The sequence below is a fragment of the Pseudoalteromonas sp. CO348 genome (genome assembly GCF_004208845.1).
In the GTDB taxonomy this organism is placed as follows: domain Bacteria; phylum Pseudomonadota; class Gammaproteobacteria; order Enterobacterales; family Alteromonadaceae; genus Pseudoalteromonas; species Pseudoalteromonas maricaloris.
In genome coordinates, this window is sequence record NZ_SGPI01000033.1 from 281,736 (window position 1) to 304,078 (window position 22,343).

Annotated in this window: 6 protein-coding genes; 1 reads left to right on the forward strand and 5 read right to left on the reverse strand. The window is 43.5% G+C overall.

The genetic code is table 11. From position 1 onward, the window contains the following. Window positions 1-2 precede the first annotated feature (2 nt). From EXT48_RS17795 to EXT48_RS17810, 4 genes are read right to left on the reverse strand one after another with little or no spacing between them, the layout of a single operon-like run. Window positions 3-7,301, reverse strand: a complete 7,299-nt coding sequence (locus EXT48_RS17795) for a non-ribosomal peptide synthetase (protein WP_130165226.1) — start codon at window positions 7,299-7,301, stop codon at window positions 3-5. Further along, entirely contained in the window at window positions 7,298-10,675 is a 3,378-nt protein-coding gene (locus tag EXT48_RS17800) for a non-ribosomal peptide synthetase (RefSeq protein WP_130165227.1), read from the reverse strand. The genes EXT48_RS17795 and EXT48_RS17800 overlap by 4 nt, the downstream gene beginning before the upstream one ends. A 2-nt stretch (window positions 10,676-10,677) precedes the next feature. Next, a complete protein-coding gene (locus EXT48_RS17805; protein ID WP_130165228.1) occupies window positions 10,678-16,449 on the reverse strand; it encodes a non-ribosomal peptide synthetase in 5,772 nt (1,923 codons plus the stop codon). A gap of 3 nt (window positions 16,450-16,452) precedes the next feature. Further along, window positions 16,453-18,876, reverse strand: a complete 2,424-nt coding sequence (locus EXT48_RS17810; protein ID WP_130165229.1) for a penicillin acylase family protein — start codon at window positions 18,874-18,876, stop codon at window positions 16,453-16,455. A gap of 162 nt (window positions 18,877-19,038) precedes the next feature. Between EXT48_RS17810 and EXT48_RS17815 the strand changes: the two genes are divergently transcribed. Then, window positions 19,039-21,180: a winged helix-turn-helix domain-containing protein gene (locus tag EXT48_RS17815; RefSeq protein WP_130165230.1), complete on the forward strand. Its 2,142-nt coding sequence runs from the start codon at window positions 19,039-19,041 to the stop codon at window positions 21,178-21,180. A 162-nt stretch (window positions 21,181-21,342) separates the two neighbouring features. On the opposite strand, the gene EXT48_RS17820 is transcribed toward EXT48_RS17815, so the two are convergent. After that, window positions 21,343-21,549, reverse strand: a complete 207-nt coding sequence (locus EXT48_RS17820) for a hypothetical protein (protein WP_130165231.1) — start codon at window positions 21,547-21,549, stop codon at window positions 21,343-21,345. Window positions 21,550-22,343 lie beyond the last annotated feature (794 nt).

Consider the following 22,343-nt stretch of genomic DNA (forward strand, 5'->3'; position numbering starts at 1 on the left):
TTTTAGTTTAAATGTTTATTAATCAGTATTTTAAGTTCATTTTCTTTCATAATGGCATGATGATCTGTGTCCTCAATGCCAAATGCTTCACAATGTGATAAACGTGTTGACCATCCCTCTACAGCCGTAAAATCGCTGGCGTAAATTAGTCGAGCACTGGATGCAGAAGGAATGCAGGTATGGGCTGAAAATAATGCATGGTTATGGCTCAATATCTGCCACTGCATCTGTAAATCCATTAAGGTAAACGCTTTAGAAACTAGGTGCTGTGTCACACACAACTGATGAAGCATCGCCAGACGTTGCTCGTGATCCAAATGCTGTACATCTTCAACGGCAATGCCATCCAGCGACACCCCAAGTTCTTCGGCAAAAGCGCCTAACCGCTGTAATTCACTTTGTTCAATATTTCTATGTAGCTCAGGAACATATGAATCAATCATGGTCAGACTAAGTACTTTTTCTTGTGCCAACCTTTGCATGGTGTGACCAATTACTCCACCCATCGACCAACCGATCAGATGATAATTCGGGTGCTCGATATCAACCTCAAGCAAAGACAGATAATGTGTGGCCAGCGCAGTGATCGATCTAAATTGCAAGGTAGTGGATTGCAGCCCGTAAATAGGTGCATTCGTTTCCAATTCAGAAACCAATTGTGCATAGCAAGTCAACTGACCACCCACAGGGTGAATAAACACAATCGGGGGTTGTTGGTCATCGCCTTCACGCAAACATACAAGTTGTTTAAGGTCACCATAACTATCCATTGCATCCACTTTTGCTGCCAGTGAACTCAACGTTTGCTGCTGGAAAACATCTAGTGCATTGAGCTGCACATTAAACGTCTTTTTAATTGCTCGGACTAGCGCGACCGCTTGTAATGAGTTGCCACCTAGCTCAAAAAACGACGACCCCTTAAACAGCAGCGTATCCGTCGGTAGCCTTAATACTGCTTGCCATACCTCTGCTAACTTGCACTCCGTCTCCGTGCTTAAACTGTCCCCGGATGGCTCAACCTCGACTTGTGGTAATGCAGAAATATCCAGTTTGCCGTTGCGAGTAACTGGCCAGTGTGTCATGGCAATATATTGTTGAGGTATCATGTAGCTTGGTAATTTCGCACTTAATGTAGCGCTCAACCCAGTACTATCAAGCACTTCAGATACACCTTGTACATATGCCACAAGCATAGGAGTACCACTTGCTAAATAACTAATCATCACATGTGCCCTTACAACATCAGGCAAAGCGAAAAGATGCTGCTCTATTTCAGCCAATTCAATACGATATCCGTTTAGTTTCACTTGAGAGTCAGCACGACCTACGTAGTGCAAAATACCATCTGAAAAACGCACGATATCGCCTGTTTTGTATAACCGAGCATGGCATGATTGGTGGTAACCAAACGGGTTATCAATAAAGCAGCTGGCAGTTAGCTCAGGTTTACCTAAATACCCTTCTGCAACGCCTTCACCACTGATATATAACTCCCCACTCATTCCTTCTGCGACTAATCTTTGATGTTCATCAAACACATACAAACGAGTATTAGATAACGGCACACCTAAATGTGGACAGGAGCCTGAGATTTCAGCAACCGTTGCATTGACGGTACATTCTGTTGGACCATAAACGTTCAAAGCCTTCCGATCATACTGGTGCTGCCACTTAACCAAACGCTGCCAAAGTGACTCAGAGATGGCTTCACCGCCTATGATAAGGTTTGGTAATTGCGCATCTAGGTCTTCGTCCAGCCACATTTCGACTAAGCTTGGCGTACAATCCAATACCGTCACGTTATTGTCGCTAAGGTATTCGCCCAGTTGTAGTGGTTGTAACTTAAGGGTTTCTGGTATCGGCGTTAACGCCATTCCAGCTATCAGCTGCAATAACCCCTGCAACGACGCATCAAAAACATAGTTAGCATTCCATCCCCAGTTTTGTTCACCTTGGCATATTGGCCAACGTTGCATCTCTTCCATCAATGAAACTGCATTGCGGTGCGATACCATGACACCTTTCGGCTGCCCTGTAGTACCTGAGGTGTATATCACATAGGCAAGATCCTCTGCCGAGACGATAACAGGGGTAACTTCCCCAGCGACTTGTGCGACTTCTAACATATTGACGGTAGTGCTTGGGCACTGAGCGCTATCAAAGCGCGTCTGATAAGCTGGCTGTGAAATCAACAGACTGGCTTTAGCATCAGCTAGCACAAAATCAACTCGTTCTCGCGGTGCGCTTGGGTCTAGCGGCAAGTAAGCTGCGCCAGTAGTCATAATGGCTAACAAAGCAACGACCATCTCATCACTTTTGTCCATCTGCACAGCGATAACCTGTCCACGCTCAATACCATGAACTGTCTGGAGCACTTGCGCACACTTTGCTACACGCGATGCCAATACTTGAAAGGTCCAACTTTGATCCTGCCAGTGAAGCGCGATGTTAGTTGCGTGCTTTGCTACAGTATCTGACCAACATGTGACCAAACTCTCGGCAACAACAGGCTGCGTCGAGTCTAGCGGATTCAACTTAGCGAGTAGTGCTGTGGTTTGAACTTCGTTACAAAGCGTCAACGCGCTCATTGGTAAAGTCATGATATCGCGCTGCAAATTGCCTTTTACCAACGCGCGTAACAACTGCATCATCTGCTCGGACAATCGCTCAATGCTCGATGCTTTAAATAGGCTAGTGTCGTATACCCAATTAACGGTTAACTGGTGGTCAGACAGCTCAAAATGAACATCTAAATCAAACTTGGTTGTGATCTTTCCATCCGTTAGCGAGGTAAACTCAACACCTGATAAAGCCTCTATCGAGTCTGCTTTATCAAACCGGAAGCTATCTTCTCCATCCGTAGTCAACATTATCTGAAATACAGGGCTTATCGCTGCGGAGCGATTCACATTAAGCGCATCAACTACTAAATCGAAAGGCACCAAATTATGTGATTGTGCGGCAATATTGACGTCACGTATGTGAGCTAAATACTCTCCCAGAGTCGCAAAGTCGGTGTGCGCCGTTAGTGCAATGGTATTTACAAATAGTCCAATTAAATCAGCTAGCTTTTGATCATGTCTACCTGCCACTGGCGCGCCAATTACACACTGAGATTCACGGCCATGTTTTGCAACAACAAGCGACAATGCTGCATGTGCCAACATAAATGGGGTTAGATTATGCGTGCCGATAAAATCCTTTAACGCCAACGCTTCAGCCTTTGCAAGAACCTGGGTTACAACGGCTCCAGCTTGCTGTTTAATTTTCGGCCGAGGAAAATCCAAGGTAATACCATGCTCTGCTGGTGCATCCTTAAGGCACTCCTGCCAGTGTTCAAGCGATGCTAAGCAGCTCTCACTGGTCAAGTATGTTTGCTGCCACACAGCATAATCCGTGTAATTAAGCGCATTATGCGGCAAGTTTGGCTTCTTACCTTCTTGCTCCCCACGGTAGAGTTCGGCGAACTCGTTAAACAAGATGTTCATCGACCAACCATCGGTAGCAATATGATGCAAGCACAATAGTAAGGTACCCGAATTTTGCGCAGCACCATCAATGTAAGCCACGCGTATCAGCGGAGAACTGGTGAGATCAAATGATTCATTCAACTCACTTTGCACTCTCATTAACTCATCAGCATAGTGTTCTGCACTGGTATGGTAGTGAGCAATAGTAAATGCTGAAATTGGCTGAACCTGCTGTATCTCACCTTCATCGGTTTCATGGTAAGACGTTCTTAATACTTCGTGACGCTGAAGCAGGCTTAAAAACGCGCGTTCGGCTGAATCAATGTTAAAATCACCGCGAACTTCAAACTGATAATTTAGATTATATTGCGTACTACCATGACCAAGTTGGTCGATAAACCACATTCTGCGCTGTGCTGCCGACAAGGGATACCCCAGCTCCGAACTTGGCGCTTTGGTGACGCTAAGTAAGCTAGTGGTATGCTGATATTGCGCGACTAATTCGGTAAATTGAGCCAGTGTAGGCGCTTCAAATAAACATTGCACAGGCACTTCAGATTGTGCAGCATGATGAATTTTGTGCACGACATTCATCGCCAGTAGCGAATGGCCGCCGAGTTCAAAGAAATTACTTTCCATGCCAATGTGCTCTGGCGCAAGCTGCAGAGCAACAGCCCAAATATTGGCAACTACACTCGCTAAAGCGCTAGAGGGTGGTGTCAGTTTCGTAGCCGTATTACTTTGCTCACGCACCAGGCGGGCACGATCTATTTTGCCATTTGCGGTCAGTGGCATCGCTTCTAAAAGTACAATCTGAGCCGGGAGCATATGTAAAGGCAAACACGGAGTAAGTGCCTGTTTAATCGCCTCAACACTCTGTACCTGATGGCAAGTTACATAAGCAATCAAGCTTTTTTGCCCACCCTCAGTTTCGACTTGTACTGCGGCCTCTTTGACATCGGTTAGATTTGTTAGCGCTTGCTCTATTTCACCGATCTCGATACGAAATCCGCGGATCTTTACCTGATTATCGGTTCTGCCGATATAACAAACATTGCCATTTTCATCCCACTTAACCATGTCGCCGGTGCGATAAAGTCGCTCACTCGTAATTGAATCAACATGGACAAAACGCTCTGCTGTCATATCAGGTTTGTTTAAGTACCCTCTGGCAAGTCCTATTCCGCTTAAGTACAGCTCACCAACAACGCCAACGGCACTGCGTTGCTGCTCAGCATCCAAAATATAACAACCCGTACCTGAGATTGCCTTACCGATTGGATATTGGACTCTCCCTACTTCTTCAATTTCATAGTAAGTACTAAATGTCGTATTTTCAGTCGGTCCATAAATATTCAATAAACGCATGGGCTTACCATTAGCTAACGCGCGATCAATAGTATATTTATCGAGTTTCTCTCCACCAACCATGACATTATTTAGTGAGGCAAATGCATCTGGACGAATAGCAATTATTTGATTAAATAGCGCCACAGTGATGAACACTGTGGAAATGTTCATGCGACGAACTTCATCAGCAAAGCGGTTGGCATCAAGTAAACAAGCCTTATCCATCCCATATAATGTTGCACCGTTTGCCAATGCTCCCCAAATCTCAAATGTGGCAGCGTCAAACGCGGTATTGGAAATGAATAAGATATTTTCAGCCGAACTCAATGAGACATAATTAGGGTTGTGTACTAATCGCTCAATACCTAAGTGCTCAACCATCACCCCCTTTGGCTTACCTGTCGATCCAGAGGTGTAAATAATGTAGGCAAGATCATCGCCACTGGTAGTTAAATCAAGATTAGTACCACTGTGAGTTGCAATTTCAGCTTCAACCTCTAGCGCATCAACTGCCACGACAGCAATCTCGTACTGCTCAAAAATGGGTGCTAACGCTGTCGTAGTCAATACTTGCTCTAGCGCCGTATCTTCGATCATATATTGCAGCCTAGCCGCTGGATAATCGGGATCTAGAGGGACGTAAACCGCGCCAGCTTTGACAATCGCGAGCATGGCAATCACGAGCTCCGTAGAACGTTCGAATGTCACGCCAATGAATGCACCTTTACTTATACCTTGGCTTTGTAGGTATCTTGCTAATTGATTCGCTCGGGTATTTACTTCTCCATAACTCAGAGTGTTACCGGCGACACAAATAGCTGGTTTGTCTGGGTTGCTACCTGCCCAATGCTCTACATAGCTATGAATAGGTAAATTATTTCCCTGATATGCAGCGGATTGCTCCCATTCTTGTATCTGAGTAAGTTCGGCATCATCAATCAGCACAAGTTGCTCTATAGGAGTATCAATATTGTCAGCAATTTGCTTGCAAATGATCTGTAACTGGCGGGTCATTCTCGCGACGGTTTCGGCCTTAAACAGGTTAGTGTCAAATGAAAAGCTCACTTGAATGCCATCAACTGTGTCAACGATGTTTATTTGGATATCGTATTTTGCGCTTAGCTCTGCTGAGTCAAACGATTGCAACACGACCTCTCCTGCCAATGGGATCTCTGCCTCTGTGCTAATATCTAGATTATTCTGTACGAGCGCGATTTGAAACAGCGGATGATAACCATTGCTACGCTCTGGTTTTAACGCCTCAACTAAATATTCAAATGGAATATCCTGATGCTCAAGCGCAGATTCATTCACTTGTTTGGCTGCCGACAACAGCTGGGCAAATGACTGCTTTGAGTCTAGGCGTAAGCGCAACACTAAGTTGTTAATAAAGCAGCCAAACGTTTTTTCTAGTTCTTTTTGCTTTCTACCCGCCACTGGCGTGCCCACGACAACGTCGTCACTACCTGCGTAGCGCCCCAGTACCACCGAAATAGCGGCATGAAACAACACAAATAATGATGTTTGCTGTGTTGTTGCCAACGCTTTTAGTTTGCGACTTAAAGAAGCTGATAACTGTGCAACTCTAAAGTCACTTCTACCACCGGTAGATGCCGGTCGCGAAAAGTCCAATGGGATACTATGAACGCTTGGCAAATCCTGTAATTGAGTTAGCCAGTAGGTCTTTGATCCCTCCACATTATCACTACGTAGCATCTCTGATTGCCAATTTGCATAATCGGCATATTGCACTGCAACGTCGGGAAGCTGTGGCGCAATACCATGAAATAAAGCGTTATAAATATGCTTGAATTCGTCAAGTAACAATGCCATTGACCAGCCATCAGCAGCAATGTGATGGACATTGAAGAACAAAATACCCCGCTCTGGAGATTGCCTTAAAAAACCACCTCGAAGCATGAGGTCATGTTCAAGATCAAAAGGCCTATCAGCATCCTTACGTACAAACTCAAGTGCAAGCGCCTCACTTTCTGCAGCTGATAAATGACTATAATCTTCAATAATAAAGTCAACATCGCCCGCTTCACGTACCGTTTGCACCAGCTGTTCACCTTGGTAATGTACAACAGTACGCAATGCTTCATGACGAGCAACTATCATTTGCATTGTCTGACGAGCCATAAGCTCGTCAAACTCTCCAACCACGTGCACACCATTTGGCATATTGTAAGTCGCCGTAGCATCTGACATCTGCTGTGATAACCAAATTCGGCGTTGTGCAGAAGAAACGGGCAGAAGCCCATTTCTGTCTACTGGCGTAATACGATAACGCTGCCGTTCACCTTCTAGCGCAGCAAACCGCTGAATATATGTAATCAGAGCTGTTTTATTTTCCTTAAGCATCGCTATGAGTTCAGGGATCAGGTTACTCTTATCGCCAGTGATATTCAGGCTCTGGCCGTCCGTAGACAGCCTGAGGCCCAAAGTAGAGCACTGTTCAATGATGTGCTCTACACTCATATCACCATCCTTTCGTCATCATCACGCGCGACGCTGCTAGACATTACCAACTTTTGTTTCTCATAGAGCTCACACTGTTCAGCAAGTGCTTGAATAGTTGGGTTTTCCATTAGCACTTTTAATGGTATTTCAATGCTAAGTTGCTCACGGCAGGCACTCGCAACCCGGATCCCCAATAGAGAGTGACCGCCGATAGCGAAGAAGTTGTCGTCCATGCTGATAGACTCTTTGCCCAATAAATCCTGCCAAATGGTTTGTAAACGCGCTTCCATCTCTGATCTTGGCGCAATGTAGTCATCAATCACTTCTTCAAGCTCAATGCTAAGTAGCGCTTTACGATCCTGCTTACCATTTTTCGTTAACGGGATTTCTTCAACTTCAATGATGACGGCAGCAACCATGTAAGCGGGAAGTTTTGCTTTCATCCAATCACTGAGTCTATTTTGATTTACATCTGCACCTGCCACGTAAGCGACTAGCTGTTCATCCTTGACGAGTACTGCGGCATCAGTTACACCCGCATCTTCCAAAATAACAGACTCAATTTCGTTTAGTTCGATACGATAACCACGTAACTTAACTTGGAAGTCACTACGTCCTAGGTATTCAATAGTGCCATCTGCCAGCCAACGCCCTAAGTCACCGGTTTTGTAGATACGACCAAAAGTAGCAGACTCGATGAAACGCTCTTCAGTTAACACATCATTGTTAAAGTAGCCACGAGCAACCCCTTCACCACCAATGTATATTTCACCTTTTGCGCCAGCCGCTAACGGTGCTAATGCATCATTCAAAATATAAGTCTGGCAATTCGGCAATGGACGCCCAATATTTGGTATAGACTCAGCGGTAATATCAGAGAAAGTCGCGTTAACAGTACATTCTGTAGGCCCATAGACGTTGAGCGCAAAACGTTGATGTTCAGAAGCATGTGATGCCACTTTTTGCCATAATTCAGAGCTGATAGCCTCACCACCGATTAATAAATTCGGCAACGCAATTCCCTGCTCATTGGCTTCACGAAGCACTAAATCAACTAATGCAGGGGTGGTATCGAGTACGTCGATTTTATTTTCGGTAAGGTAACTAAGTAACTTGCTTGGATCCTTTCGCAATTCATCTTTTAGTAGATTAAGCTCCACACCAAAAGCCAACTGAGTCAGAGCCTGAACAGAAGCATCGAAAATCATCGGCGCGTTCCATGCCCAGCGATACTGACCTGAAACCCCACGCTCAGACAACAGCAGCTTCATGCTGTTTGCAAGATTCACCAAGTTACCGTGTTGAACTGCCACGCCCTTTGGCTTACCAGTTGAGCCTGATGTATATAACACGTAAGCCAATTGCTCAGCTGACAAGTTGATATCGTCAACATTGATCTCACCAGTTGCCACCAACTGTGTGTGATCGATAGTCAGAGTCTGACAATTGATGTCTTTGAATTTATCGTTGTAATGAGACTGAGCAACAACGATATGTAGTCCAGTGTCAGCAATGATGTATTCGATGCGATCATTAGGTGCTCCAGCATCTAGTGGGACATATGCGCCACCCGCGTGCATCACAGCTAGTTGGGCAATTAGCTGTTCGATACTGCGGTCGACACAAATACCAACAGGAGACTCAGTTACCACGCCTAGCGCTGTTAATTGCTGAGAAAACTCACTGACTTTCGCTGCAAGCTCACCATAACTAATGGCTTCATCTTCAACTCGTAACGCGATTGCATCTGGATTTTGTTGTGCGAATTCAAAAATCGACTTAATCAGATTGGTTTTGTTTTCAAAGGTATGTTCATTCGCATTTTGCCAAGGCTGTAGAGTACCTTCTGTCACACCAGAAATTGTCGAGATTTTCTCGTCTCCATTAGCGATAGCATTTGCTAGCAACGCTTCAAATGATTGAGCAAAGTTCTCCATGGTATGTGCGTCGAACAGATCCGATTTATATTGCCAAACCAGTACTAGCTTTCCTTCTTCCACCGCGGCACTTAGCGAGATATCAAAGTTGACCACGTCAACACCTGAGAGGATTTCTTCCGGATCCGACATTTCTAAACCAGGGAGCTGGAACGTACCGCTATCATGGTTTTGTAGTACAAACCACAGCTGGAACATAGGTTGATGACTGCTACTACGCTCAGGGTTCAAGTCTTCAACAAGCGCGTCAAACGGCAGGTGCTGATGTTCAAATGCCTCTAATAACGTAGTTTTATTGCTGGCGATAAGTTCATTGAAGCTTGGATTACCTGACAAGTCGGTACGTAGTACTAAATTGTTTAGGAAGAAGCCAATGAGTGGTTCCACGTTTTGGTGAATACGGCCTGCGACTGGCGTACCCATAACGACATCTTCTTCGGCGCTCCATTGACCAACCAATAAGGCATAAATCGTTTGCAGAGCCATAAACTGTGTTACGCCCTGTTGTTGGCAGTATGCATCTAGTTTTTTCGTTAGCGCGACACTCAATTCACAGCGCAATGAATTACCTAAAAAGCCTTGCTGTGCTGGGCGACTACGGTCTAATGGTAGGCTGTGTGTTGCTGGTAGGCCTTTTAACTGTTCGCGCCAGTAACCCACTTCATTTTCAAATACTTCACCTTGTAGCCATTGACGTTGCCAGTGTGCATAGTCCTTATATTGCACTTCCAACTCAACTAACGGATTCGGTTGGCCTTGACTGTACGCGGTATATACTTCCAAGAACTCTTTGACTAACACACCAAGAGACCAACCATCTGAAGCAATGTGATGCATGTTAAACAACACATAGTGCTCAGACCCTGACGCTTTAATTAACTGAACTCGCAGCATAGTGTCGTTTTGCAGATCGAATGGCTTTAGCGCATCTTGCTCTGCCAACGAACGGATCTCGTCGTACAGGTCATCTCCTTGCAAGTGAGTGAAATCAATAATGGTCACCGCACTATCGACCTGATCTCGGATAACCTGTTCACATTTGTCGTTCGTTTCTTTGTATACAGTACGTAAAATCTCATGGCGCTCAATCACGGCATCGATCGTTGCAATGAAAGCCGCTTGGTTAAGGCTGCCATCTAGCTTAAATGCCGCAGACATATTGTACTGTGCAGAGCCTTGCTCAATACGGTCAATAATCCAAAGGCGCTGTTGAGCAAAAGATAGCGGAATAGGTCCATCAATCACCGCACGCTTGAGTTTTTGTTTTTCAACAGCACTTTTCTGTGCTGAAAATTTATTAATGAACTCAATAAGCTGCGCTTTATTTTCTCGTAAAATAGTGATCATTTCATTGCTCAATCCGCCTTTTGGCGCATCGATTTGCAAGTTGCCGTTCTCTACAGAGAGTCGAACTCCTTGCTCAAGACATTGATTTATTATTGTTTGTGTGTTCATGGTTATTTCCTTAAAGTTTGCGGCGAAGTAGTAGCTGTCATCGTTGGACTGGCCATACTTTGATTGTTAAAAATGGATGAGATTAGTTCTGCCAATTGGCTAACAGAGGGACCACTGGCAAATGTCGACACATTTAGTCCCAAGTTAAAATGCTGTTCACAAGATGAACATAAACCCTGTACTTGTAATGGATTACCTCCTAATTCGTAGAACCCTGCATCGACTTTGACTTGGTCTTTTTTTAGTAACGATGCATAAATATCATGCAAAATATCTATAATGCGTTCGCGCAGTTGTATGGCTTTGCCTTGAGTCTGTGCAAGACTGCCAACATGCTGAGTTGACGCTGATAGCTGGTTAAGTTTGATTAAGCGGAACTCTTCAAAAAGTGCGTTGACTGCTATCACTTTGGCATCTGATGTTGCTTGATATTGCGCTAGGATTTCAGTCAGGTGTGTATCCACCTCTGTACCATTGATAAGCAGATCCGTTGTGTGACTAAACGTAAGCCCAGTTTGACTGTGCATTAAACTTAAGTACCCAGGCGTCAGCTCAATCAGGTTTACTTGTTGAGATGCTAAGTAATCATTCAATTCAGTAATTGAGTATCGAGTCTTGGTGTCAACGATATGTAATTCGAAGCCAATACTCATTAGACATAGCGCCATGACAGAGCAATCGAAGGACACGGATGCATTCCAAATAAACTTATTACTGTGACTCTGCTGTGGTTGAAGCTCATTGGTGAGCTTGCCCGATAGCATGACGAGATCGTGTTGTGTTAGTGCTATTTCGTTATCGGATCCCGGATACAGAATACAAATAGGCTGAATCGATAACTTTGCTTCTGGCTCAAGAAACCCTGTCGGTACCTTAAAAGCCAGCGCTTCTGTTGTATCCAACACTTTTACCGGTGTATCAGCTAAGAATGATCCTAAATGACGCTGCGTAACCGCGAATTCTAGGTTAAAACGCTTGATTGCTTCATCTATCGTCTGCGTATCACTATCTGGGTCTAATACGATAAAGGTGATACCACTGAATAAGCAGGCCATTTGAGTGACTAATAAAGCTAAACCATGTTCTAAACAAACCCCTACCGAATAACCTGGTTTTACGCCTTGAGCATCTAAATAAGCGCGCATGCGTCTAACTTTGGCAAACAGGGCTTGCTGAGCAACTGTTTGTCCTTCGTTTACCACTGCCGTTGACTGAGGACTGGCGGTAGCATTTGCGACCACTCGTGCAGCAAACACTCCTTGCTCAACGATTGGCACTTCAATATTTTGTGAGGACATTTGTGTCAAAGGAATTAACGTGTCAGACCCTTCAAGGAACCATTGCAAAATAGCCTTAAAGCGCGCGGCGTATTGCGCTACCGTATCGACGTTAAACAACTCAGGGCGGTACTCCCAATCCAGTGTTAATGTGCTTTCCTGTTCGTATACCGACAATGAAAGATCGAAGTTAACGCTTGGAGTATGAGGCTCCACCAGCTCAACTTTTAAATTATCCAACGTCATCGGGTTGAATTGTTGGCTGTGGTAAACAAACCAAAGCTGAAAGATCGGGTTGTAACTTTGGTTGCGTTCGGGATTTAATCGCTCTACCAATAGTTCAAAGGGAACATCCTGATTATCAAAAGCAGACATCACAGACTGTTTGGACTCGGCCAATAAGTCTTCAAGGGGTCGACCAAAATCGATCCTATTGCGAAGTACTATTGAATTAGTGAAACACCCTATTAATCCTTCGATATCAGGATGATTTCTACCAGCTACAGGTGTGCCAACTAGGATATCGCTTTCGCCACTTTGCTCTGCGATTAAAAGGGCATACACGAGCTGTAGTACCATAAACGGCGTCATGTCTTTACGCTGACAAAAAGCCTGTAACTGCGAGCGCATTTGGCTATCAATAGTCAACTTGTAGCTACGCCCTTCAAATGAAGGTTGTGCTGGTCGAGGATAATCCAACGGCAAACCATGCACTTGTGGATGATCCGCCAAAAAGTCAAGCCAATGCTCTAATTGCGCATCCAGTAAACCGTCCTGAATGTTTTGATGTTGCCAATGCGCATAATCTTTGTATTGAATATCCAGAGTCGGAAGTTCAGCAGCTTCATTTCTCAACACACTGCGATAAAGCATCTTCAGCTCTTCGGTTAAGATGTTGATAGACCATCCATCAGCGGCAATATGGTGCAAAGTCAGTAGCAAAAAGTGATGTTCCGGCGCAGTTTTAATAATTTTGGCGCGAATTTTTAAACCCACATCTAGTTGAAAAGGCATATTCGCTTCGGCTTCAACAAAATGTTCAACACTGGACATCACATCTTGTTTACCCGAGAGGTCTATCATTGGCACATCAAAGCTATAGTCTTCGAGTACGTATTGCTTAGCCGTATAATCGTCATCGATTAACACTGTGCGTAACACTTCATGGCGGCTAACTAGCTGCGCTAACGCATTCCGTAATGCACTAACCTGCAATGCCCCAGTGATGGAAAATACTCCAGGCATATTGTATTGCGCCGTGCCATAACTGAGCTTATCAATCACCCACATTGACAGTTGAGAGCGCGATAAAGGATGTCCACGTTCGATGTCCGACTTAGTCAGATTGCGAGTCGCCGGACTATATGATTGATCTTCCAACATCGTATCGACTTTGCTCGCCAACTGCCTAATCGTTGGCTGTTCAAAGATGCAAGCAAGTGGCAGATCCACTTGTAATCTTTGTCTTATCTGACCAAACATCTTCATGGCTAATAAAGAGTGACCACCCAGCTCAAAGAAGTTATGTGTCACGCTAATTGCATCTCGCTCAAATAGCGACTGCCAAATCGTGCTTAACAAATGCTCGGTGTCAGTTGTTGCTGCGAGAAACTCAACTTCTCGATGTGCGGGTTCAGGCAGCGCTTTGCGGTCTACCTTGCCGCTAGAAGTCAATGGAAATGCATTCATTTCGGTGTAAAAGTGAGGCACCATAAAGTTAGGTAACTCAGCTGCAAGCGCAGTACGTATGGCCTCAACATCAAGTGCAGCACTAGACTCCATGATGACATACGCAGCCAGCTTTACATCACTACCTCGCTCACCATGCGTGGTCACCACCGCCTGCTTAATGCCGGTCAGTTGCGATAGCTTTTCTTCGATTTCCCCCAATTCAATACGATAACCACGGATTTTTACCTGATGATCGATACGACCTAAATACTCAATCTCACCGGAGCGGTGTAAAGTGACTAAGTCCCCTGTTCGATAAAGTCGCTCGTTGGCAACTGCAGGCAAGTGCACAAACTGAGTAGCAGTAATATCAGGTCGACCTATGTATTCAAGCGCAAGACCATCGCCCGCAATACATAGCTCACCACTCACACCAACCGGAGCTAGCTGCCCTCGAGTATCAACAACAAAATGACGGTAATTAGGAAGTGATCTTGATAACCGGCAACTTGGTATACCATCTTTGTCTCTATGCACCTCTTCAACCAAGGAGTACACGGTTGCTTCCGTTGGCCCATAACCGTTAATAACTCGTTTCGATCGCAACAGCATTTGCTCTGCAAGTGCTGGATAAAGCGGCTCACCACCAGTGACCAATGTCGCTTGAGCATTTCCTTGCCAACCAGCCTCAACTAAGGCTTGCCACATCGTTGGAGTACACTGGAATAAGTTGTACTCAGATGTATTTGCAAACGCTGCGAGTTTAAGTGCATCCTTACCTATCTGATGTCCAACCAACGTGACTTTGCCACCAACAACCAAAGGGGCAAATATTTCCAAAGTCGAAATATCAAACCCTATCGTTGTTGTTGCTAAACAATGACATGCTTCTGTAAGTTCAAGGCGCGCGACCATGCCACCAATGAGGTTGTCTAAACTACGTTGAGCAATCAATGCGCCTTTAGGACGACCCGTAGACCCTGAAGTGTATAAAATATAAGCACCCACAGCTTCACGTTCTGTCAAAAAGCTAAGGCTATGCTGCCTTGGCGCCTCTATATCGGCGGTTAATTGGTCAATAAGTAATGTACGTTTAGCATCAATCGGAGTCGTTTTCGATACCTGCGTATCAGTCACCAACAGCGCAGCCTGACTATCAGTAAACATAAAGGTCAGACGATCTAGCGGATAAGAAGGATCTAGCGGTACATAGGTTACGCCTATAGATAAGCAAGCTAATAACGTGGCAACCATATTCTCATTGCGATCGAGGCATAACCCTACACAATCGCCAGATTGGAGTCCTTGTGACGTTAAAATTTCAGCTATTTGCGCCGATTTTTCGCTTAATTCGCGATAAGTCCAAGTAGATTCACCAACAACTAGCGCAATACTATTTGGGCGGTCAGTTACTTGCTGATTAAAACGTTGCACTAGGCTACTACTGTCACACGCTTCCGAGCTGCCGTTTAGCGTTTGATAAGCCTGAAAGTCCTGCTCATTGAAAAAGTTAAAGCCTGAGATCTGCTGCTCTGGGTTGTGACGTATAGCTTCCAAAATAGCAAACAGACGTTCGAATATGACTGCCACATCAGATTCATCAAAAAATGCGCGATTTGCTTCAATCTGTAAAATCACATCTTGATGGTCGCCATATTCACAAAGATTGAATAACAAAGGTGTGGTTTCCACCCCAGGAGGGATAAACTCTGATTCGGCGTCTATCTGTCCGTCTGCATATTTATAATCTAGCTTTTGATAATTGAACTGGACATCGAATAAGCGCTCAAGGTCTGGCTTCAACTGACGAGCGTGCTCAACAATTTTACTTACCGGATATTTCTTAAACTTTGAGACATCTCGCATTTGCGTGCGGATCTCACTCACAAGGTCAGCCATGGTCCACTGTTGATCGATGCCAAAACGCATTGGTAAAACAGAGACTATGCCGCCAATTGCTCGCATGGTGGCTTTATCACGGTTGTGAAACGGCAAAGCCAAAATAATGTCAGATGTATGATATTGAAGGTTTAAATAACATGAGATAGCTGCCATAAACAGATGATGTATACGGACTCCCATGTTTTTTGCCAGCTCAGATAGGCTAGTATAGTCTGCCTGAGCAATCGCATACTGGCTCAAAAAGCTCTCATGCATCAGGGGGGTATTTAGCTGCTTGGGAACAAACATTCTATCTGGCAATTGGCTGCTGAACTTTTGCTGCCAGAAGTCTGCTGTTGCAGCACTAATATCCACATTGTGATGCATATAATCGACAACGTGTTCAAACTGCGTCAGCTGGATAGGCTCAACAATGCCGTTTCCATCTTTATGTGCCAAATAATATCTAAATAACGTATCAAACCAGTTGCTGTAACCAAATCCATCAGTAACCAAGTGATGCGCAATCGGTACATACCAATACTCGTCGCTCGTTAGTTTGAGCAAGAAGGTTTGATATAAACCAGGTTCAGATAAATCAAAAGGCTGCGTTAGCTGTGTTTTTACAAACTGCTTCGCTTGTTCTTTCGCATCAGAAGCGGCACTAAAGTCAAGATATTCGAACTTACACGCAACTTCAGCGCGACACTGAACTGGTTGACCCATCTGCTCTTGGAAATAGAGGTGAAAAACATCGTTTTCAGCCACTAGTTGCGCCATAGCCTGTTGAAAGGAGGCCACACAAATAGGCTCTTTAATTGTAATCACTCCACCAATGTTATAGTTTGGTGAGCTTGGATATCGTTTTTGATCCAGATAAATATCGAGTTGTGCAGATGTCAGCATCATACCCTTATCCTCTGTGAGTTTATTATTGTTTTTCATGGCTTATTCCTTAGACTCAGCGGGGAGTAGCTTGAGCGAGTAAACGGTTTCCTGCGGCAAAAATGGCGAGAACACCCCTTTTTGCCAGTCGTCATGCCCCGCCATCCAGTATGGCGACATTGGATTGGACGCTTGACCTACAGGCATATGAAAGAATCCACTTTGCTCTTCACCTGGTGTCACCCCCATTCTCATCGAGGCACCGAAGCTTTGTTCCTGTACCAGGGGCATGTTGATATCTCCGTCAGCACCGTATTCTGGGATATTAAAGAACCTCCCAATGAGTGGCAGAGCACCAGCGACAGGATGAGAAATAGCAACTTTGTTGTAGTCACCCCATTTGGCATTCGCTATCGAGCCATGAGTGTTATTAAAGTGGTCATTCAAAAAAGTCAGAGCATCGGCATACAAAGCTTGCCAAGACTCAAAATGTGTATTTAAAAGGTGATCTGGGTGTTCATTGACTAACTTCCATAGTGGCCCTTCCCACTGGCTGGTTAAGCTGAAGTAGTCAAAAACATTTAGGTCGGGATTACTTTCATTCACTCCACTCAGAATGCCGCTAAAAACTCGGCGTGCGACCTGAGTTCTGAATGCCCTCACCAACAAATAACCGGTGGAGTCTTTAAGTGCTTTACCATTCCAGTTATTGACAATTTTTCGGTATTCGGCCAATTCAGGATATTTGGCCATGAACTCTTCATTCATAATAGACAGCAGCAGATACTGCCAACGCTGGAGAAATATTGCGCGACTATCGAGCTGTGTACGCAACATCTGGGCTTCACTAGGCTCATGCATCACTCTGAGACCGTTATGAATTTGCTGCGCTCTCGCGCCAAGGGCGTAATTTTCGCGACCAATAATATCTAGTTCATCACCTGAAACGACTCGTGCATTAGCAGTAAAAATAAAACCTGATTCAGGATTAATACGTTTCGGATATTTATCTGTCGTTAAGTACCCGGACCAGTCATATTCTTTATCGTCATAGTCAATGGGAGCCCATACTGAATGCGCTCTCTTAGGCAATGCCCCCAACATCGTCCAGCCAATATTTCCTTGCTCATCACCCACTACTACATTGAGATGTGTCATATGTGTGTTATTGAATAAAGGCAGCGCGGTATCAACGCTAGATGCACGCTCAACCTCCAATAACCCTAAGTTGACTGCAGAGGATGAATGGGCGACCCAACGTAAAACCAATAAATCGCCATTCTGTTCACGTTCAACGACGGGTCCGTAAGGAGTGACATCAACGACATATTCCACAGGCTCAGCGTCCTTGACATCAATGCGCTGTGTAATATGTGTGACTAGTTCTTGGCCTTTATCTGCAGGGATCCGCAGCAAATCAGACCAATCTCCCATAGAGTTAGTGAAACCCCAGGCTATATGCGTATTACTGCCCGCAATCATCAGTGGCAGGCCGGGTAAGGAAACACCCGTTAATTTGCGGTCTTCATCTGCTTCGTGCCACGAAAAGCCAACTCGATACCAAATATTGGGAACATTGAGGTTTAAGTGCATATCATTGGCAACTAAAGCCTTGCCGGATTTTGTATTTTCGCCCGACACAGCCCAGTTATTACTGCCAACAACTGATGGGCTATCTTGTAACGCCATTGTATATAAAGAATCAGCTTGCTCATGCAACGCCAAGATGTCTTGATTAGTGTCAGTAGCAGTTCTTAGCGAGTAAACTTCAGCACTAGGAATAGATATAGCAGCAAGATGTTGTGTATCTAATGGTTGATCCCAAGGAGTACCCAGTGGCACCAGAAAGTCAACCAGTGTCTGTGGTAGGTTTTGTCGTAACTTATTTAGATAAAGTGTATTGCGGTAATCATGGCCTTGCATCTCCATAAACATGGCAAAAGAGACTAAGAATGAATCCTCCGCTTGCCAAAGATTTGGTGATGCCTGCAACAAAGTATATTCAAATGGGGTACTGTCTAGCTTTTCAAGCCCAGCATTTACGCCTTCGACATAGGCATCAAGTAATGCTTTATGCCTAACATCTAAACTTTCATAAGCTTGTCGCGCAGACTTTCTGAACTGATGCAGTCTAGCTTCCTTGTCAGCACTAACAAAAGACTCACCAAAAAGTGCACTAAGTTCCCCAGCCGCCTTTCGACGCAGGTAATCCATTTGAAAAAAGCGTTCTTGAGCATGTAAGAAGCCCATTGCTCGAGATACATCCATTCTTGTCTGTGCAATAATGGATGGCACACCGCTTCTGTCTCTGTCTATAACAACCTCATTTTCAACATGAGGAAGATTAACTTCACCATTTAATAAAGGCAGAGCAGAATTCAGTCGATCCCATAACCAATAACTAGCGCAACTGGTTATTACCATAGTTGATAGGCCACTAAATAACAGTGCCTTCTTTATAGTGCTATGTTTTCTTTCTATGCTCATCTTCGCTTTCCAATACCTGTTCCTTGTGCACGACACACGGTGAACAAAACTAAACTAGCCAAGATAATTGAATAATCAGCACAGAAAGACAAAACACTTCCCATTATAATGTGTTACATTGGTCGGTAACAAAAAAACACATTAAATAAACACAATACAATCATGAATGGTAATAGTGTTAACAGGGCAATTTGGTTAGAAGATAAACAAATTACAGTTGGTCAATTTCAGATCGATTTCAAAAAAACACGCTTGTATGACAACAACGCCGTGAATGAAGCCGAACGAGTAATTAAGCTAGAACCCTTAACCATGGAGCTTTTATGCTACCTAGTTAAGCGCCAAGGTGACTATGTAAGCCAAAAAGAGCTGCTTGATCATGTTTGGGATGGGCGCATCGTTTCAGATAACGCTATTCGCCGAGTGGTTAAAAAGCTCAGAGATGCGCTAGGTGACGATGTAAAGTCTCCTACTTATATAAAAACCGTACCAAGCAAAGGCTACCTGCTTATTGCCGAAGTAAATATTGAGGCGGTCACACAAGGTAACGGCGCTGATCACACCGATGGCAATATTCAACCCCCTGATAATAAGAACATTAAAAAAACCATTCAAAATCAAGCTAAGTATTTGTTAATATTGCTTATAGTAATATTAATTACTTGCTATGTGGCTTACACTTATATTTTGAAACCTACTAAAAAGGAAATACAACAAATAAAAGCAGTCACCAGTATGTCAGGTGAAGAGGATTGGGCGGATTACCACAAAGAGTCGGATATGGTCGTCTATTCTCATCGTAAAGACGTGTCGGGTTTTTTTAACTTATACATTAAATCTTTGTCAACCAACGTTACTAAAAGGTTAAACTCAGGCGAGGCTAATTATTATTCCGCTAAATTCTCTAAAAATGGAAAGAAAATCGCTGCACAAAAACAAAAAGGTAATCATGCAGAACTAGTCATCTTATCGCTAAATGATGCAATGGATGTTTCTAAGGAAGAGGTGATCTATGAGTATGATACATCTCAGCCAAATTTATCCTGGGCTCCAGACGATAGTGCATTGTACTTTTCCCTGAAAAAGCAATCGGATTATCCAAATACCATCTTTAAGATCGATATTAACAGTAAGCGCCTAACTCAGGTAACTTACCCAGACTTTAATCCTTATGGAGATTACTTTTCAGCAATTTCAGGGGATGGATCACGCCTTGGCGTTTTAAGATACTCAAATTATCAACGTACACACTTGATCATTTTAGAATTGACCTCTGGAAAAGTGCAGAGCAATACCGTACTTGACTTTATACCGCAAAATATCGTCTGGGATGAAAGCGGTTCAGGCCTTTATCTTTCAAATAATAATGAAATCTTCTTTTTTAACGCTCAGAAAAATGAGCTCACCCCTCAAGTGCAAACCGATTTTGGGCTATCTTCAATTTACAGTACCTGCGGAAAACATTGCTTGTTAGTAGGTAAAGAAGAAGAAAATGTGCGTGATATTATTGAAGTTAAAAATCCATTTTTTGATAATAACATCAACAACTTATTTGAGTTTTCACTTGCGGGTAAAGAGGGACATCCCGATTATCTGGCAGACTCAAATAGCATAGTATTCCGCTATGAATATGACAATATTCCACAAATCGTTACTTATTCAACATCAGGAAAAATGGAGTTATTGACCGAGTTTACTCAGCATCACAATATAAGCGATCTGGAGTATCACCCGAAGCATCACTCCATACTCGGTATTTTAGACCGCCAACTATTTACCTTAGATATCAATAGCAAACAAATACACTATCTAACCACTCAGTTAGAAAATATTCAAAACCCGAGCTGGAGCAATGATGGACGTTCAATCTACTTCTCACGAAAGGAAGGCAATCAGTTTTGGCTTATCCGCCAAGATGTCAACAGCGGTAAATCAGAACCACTGCTTTCTAATGTAGTCAGTGCAAAAGAGGATCCCAAAGGGCAGTATCTATATTATCAGCGTACTGATGGCCAATTGTATCGAGCACCATTAGACACGATGAAAGAAAGTAAACCGATAGCAAAGCTAGAGCTAGCGTCTAATATTTCTTGGCACCTCACATCTCAATACGTCTATTATTCTGTCTCAAATGGTTATAAGTATGATTTGGTTCGTACAGATTTGAATTCAGGCAAGTCTGAGCGAGCTTCTCTACTGAAATACGCATTCTACGCAAAATTTCAACTCCACCCGAGCGAACAAAAACTATTGCTACTGCAACGAGCAGCACCGAGTACTGACCTTTACAACGTCTATTTTTAACTCGATACGATAAAGTGTCCTCTGCATCACATATCATTTTGCAGAGGACAACGGGCTAGAACGATCATAGGTGTTAAAACGCCTTTCTTAACCTTTTACTATACGACCTTAAATAATCTAACTACCGCATGTAAGTATCCACTTGGCAGTAGAATATCATTATTACTCTTCCGTTGAATTATCTTCCGGCCAACACTTAGGGAAGCTTGGGCAACTTGGGGTAATAATCTCACCATTTGGGGTACCTGTGGTGTTGGCACCATTCGTGTAATAAGGTTGCTCAGAAGCCTTTGCTGGCGCCCATAAAATAAAAAACACGGTGCCGATAAAAAGTGATTTCATTGTTGTTGAGTTTATTTTAGAAAACATATTATATCCTTGTGTAATTATTGTTTTTAATTGATTTTTAATTATATTTATTGTTTAGTCGTGCTTGTTCAGTAACATTATCACTACTGAGTGCATCACCTATTACCACTTTTTCAGCATCGGAAATAGGACGTAAGCAACCTCTTCGATGTTATCGTTTTATTCTTTATTTGTGCTGTGTTGTGACGTTGATGTTGGAGGTAGAGCCGGCCAACACTTGGGAAAACTAGGGCATGCAGGTGTTACTACAAAGTCATCTGTTACTGTTGCACTATCTTGACTGTTAGTATCTTGCTCATAAGCATTTACAGATACTGTAGTTAAAGTAAGTAGAGTTGTTAGCGCTAGTTTTTTTAATGTAGAGAACATATTTATTTCCAATTTTTGAGTTTAATTTATATCGAGTTTATATCGAGCACTCATTTACTTTATTATCGTGCTTCGATTTGATGAATCTACTTTAAGCGTAAAAAGCCTATTTACCACCCCACCATTCATGACTACGCATTATTTCAATTGATTACATTCCAAAAATAGAAATAAAACCAACAAAAACAACAATTTGTAAAAAATCAATATTGCTATCTTTTATCTATTACTAAGTACTTATTTGTTTTATTAGGCTATTCATAGCGGATAGTCACAAGAGCGTGAAGATGGAATGGGACCTGAATAGTTGTAATAAGAGGATAAGTTAACGCTGCTAACTAAGTTTTAGTGTGTAAGCTGCTGTAATGAAATAAGTCTGTCACAATTTCACTACCAATTAACTCACAATAATGACTCCCAAGCTT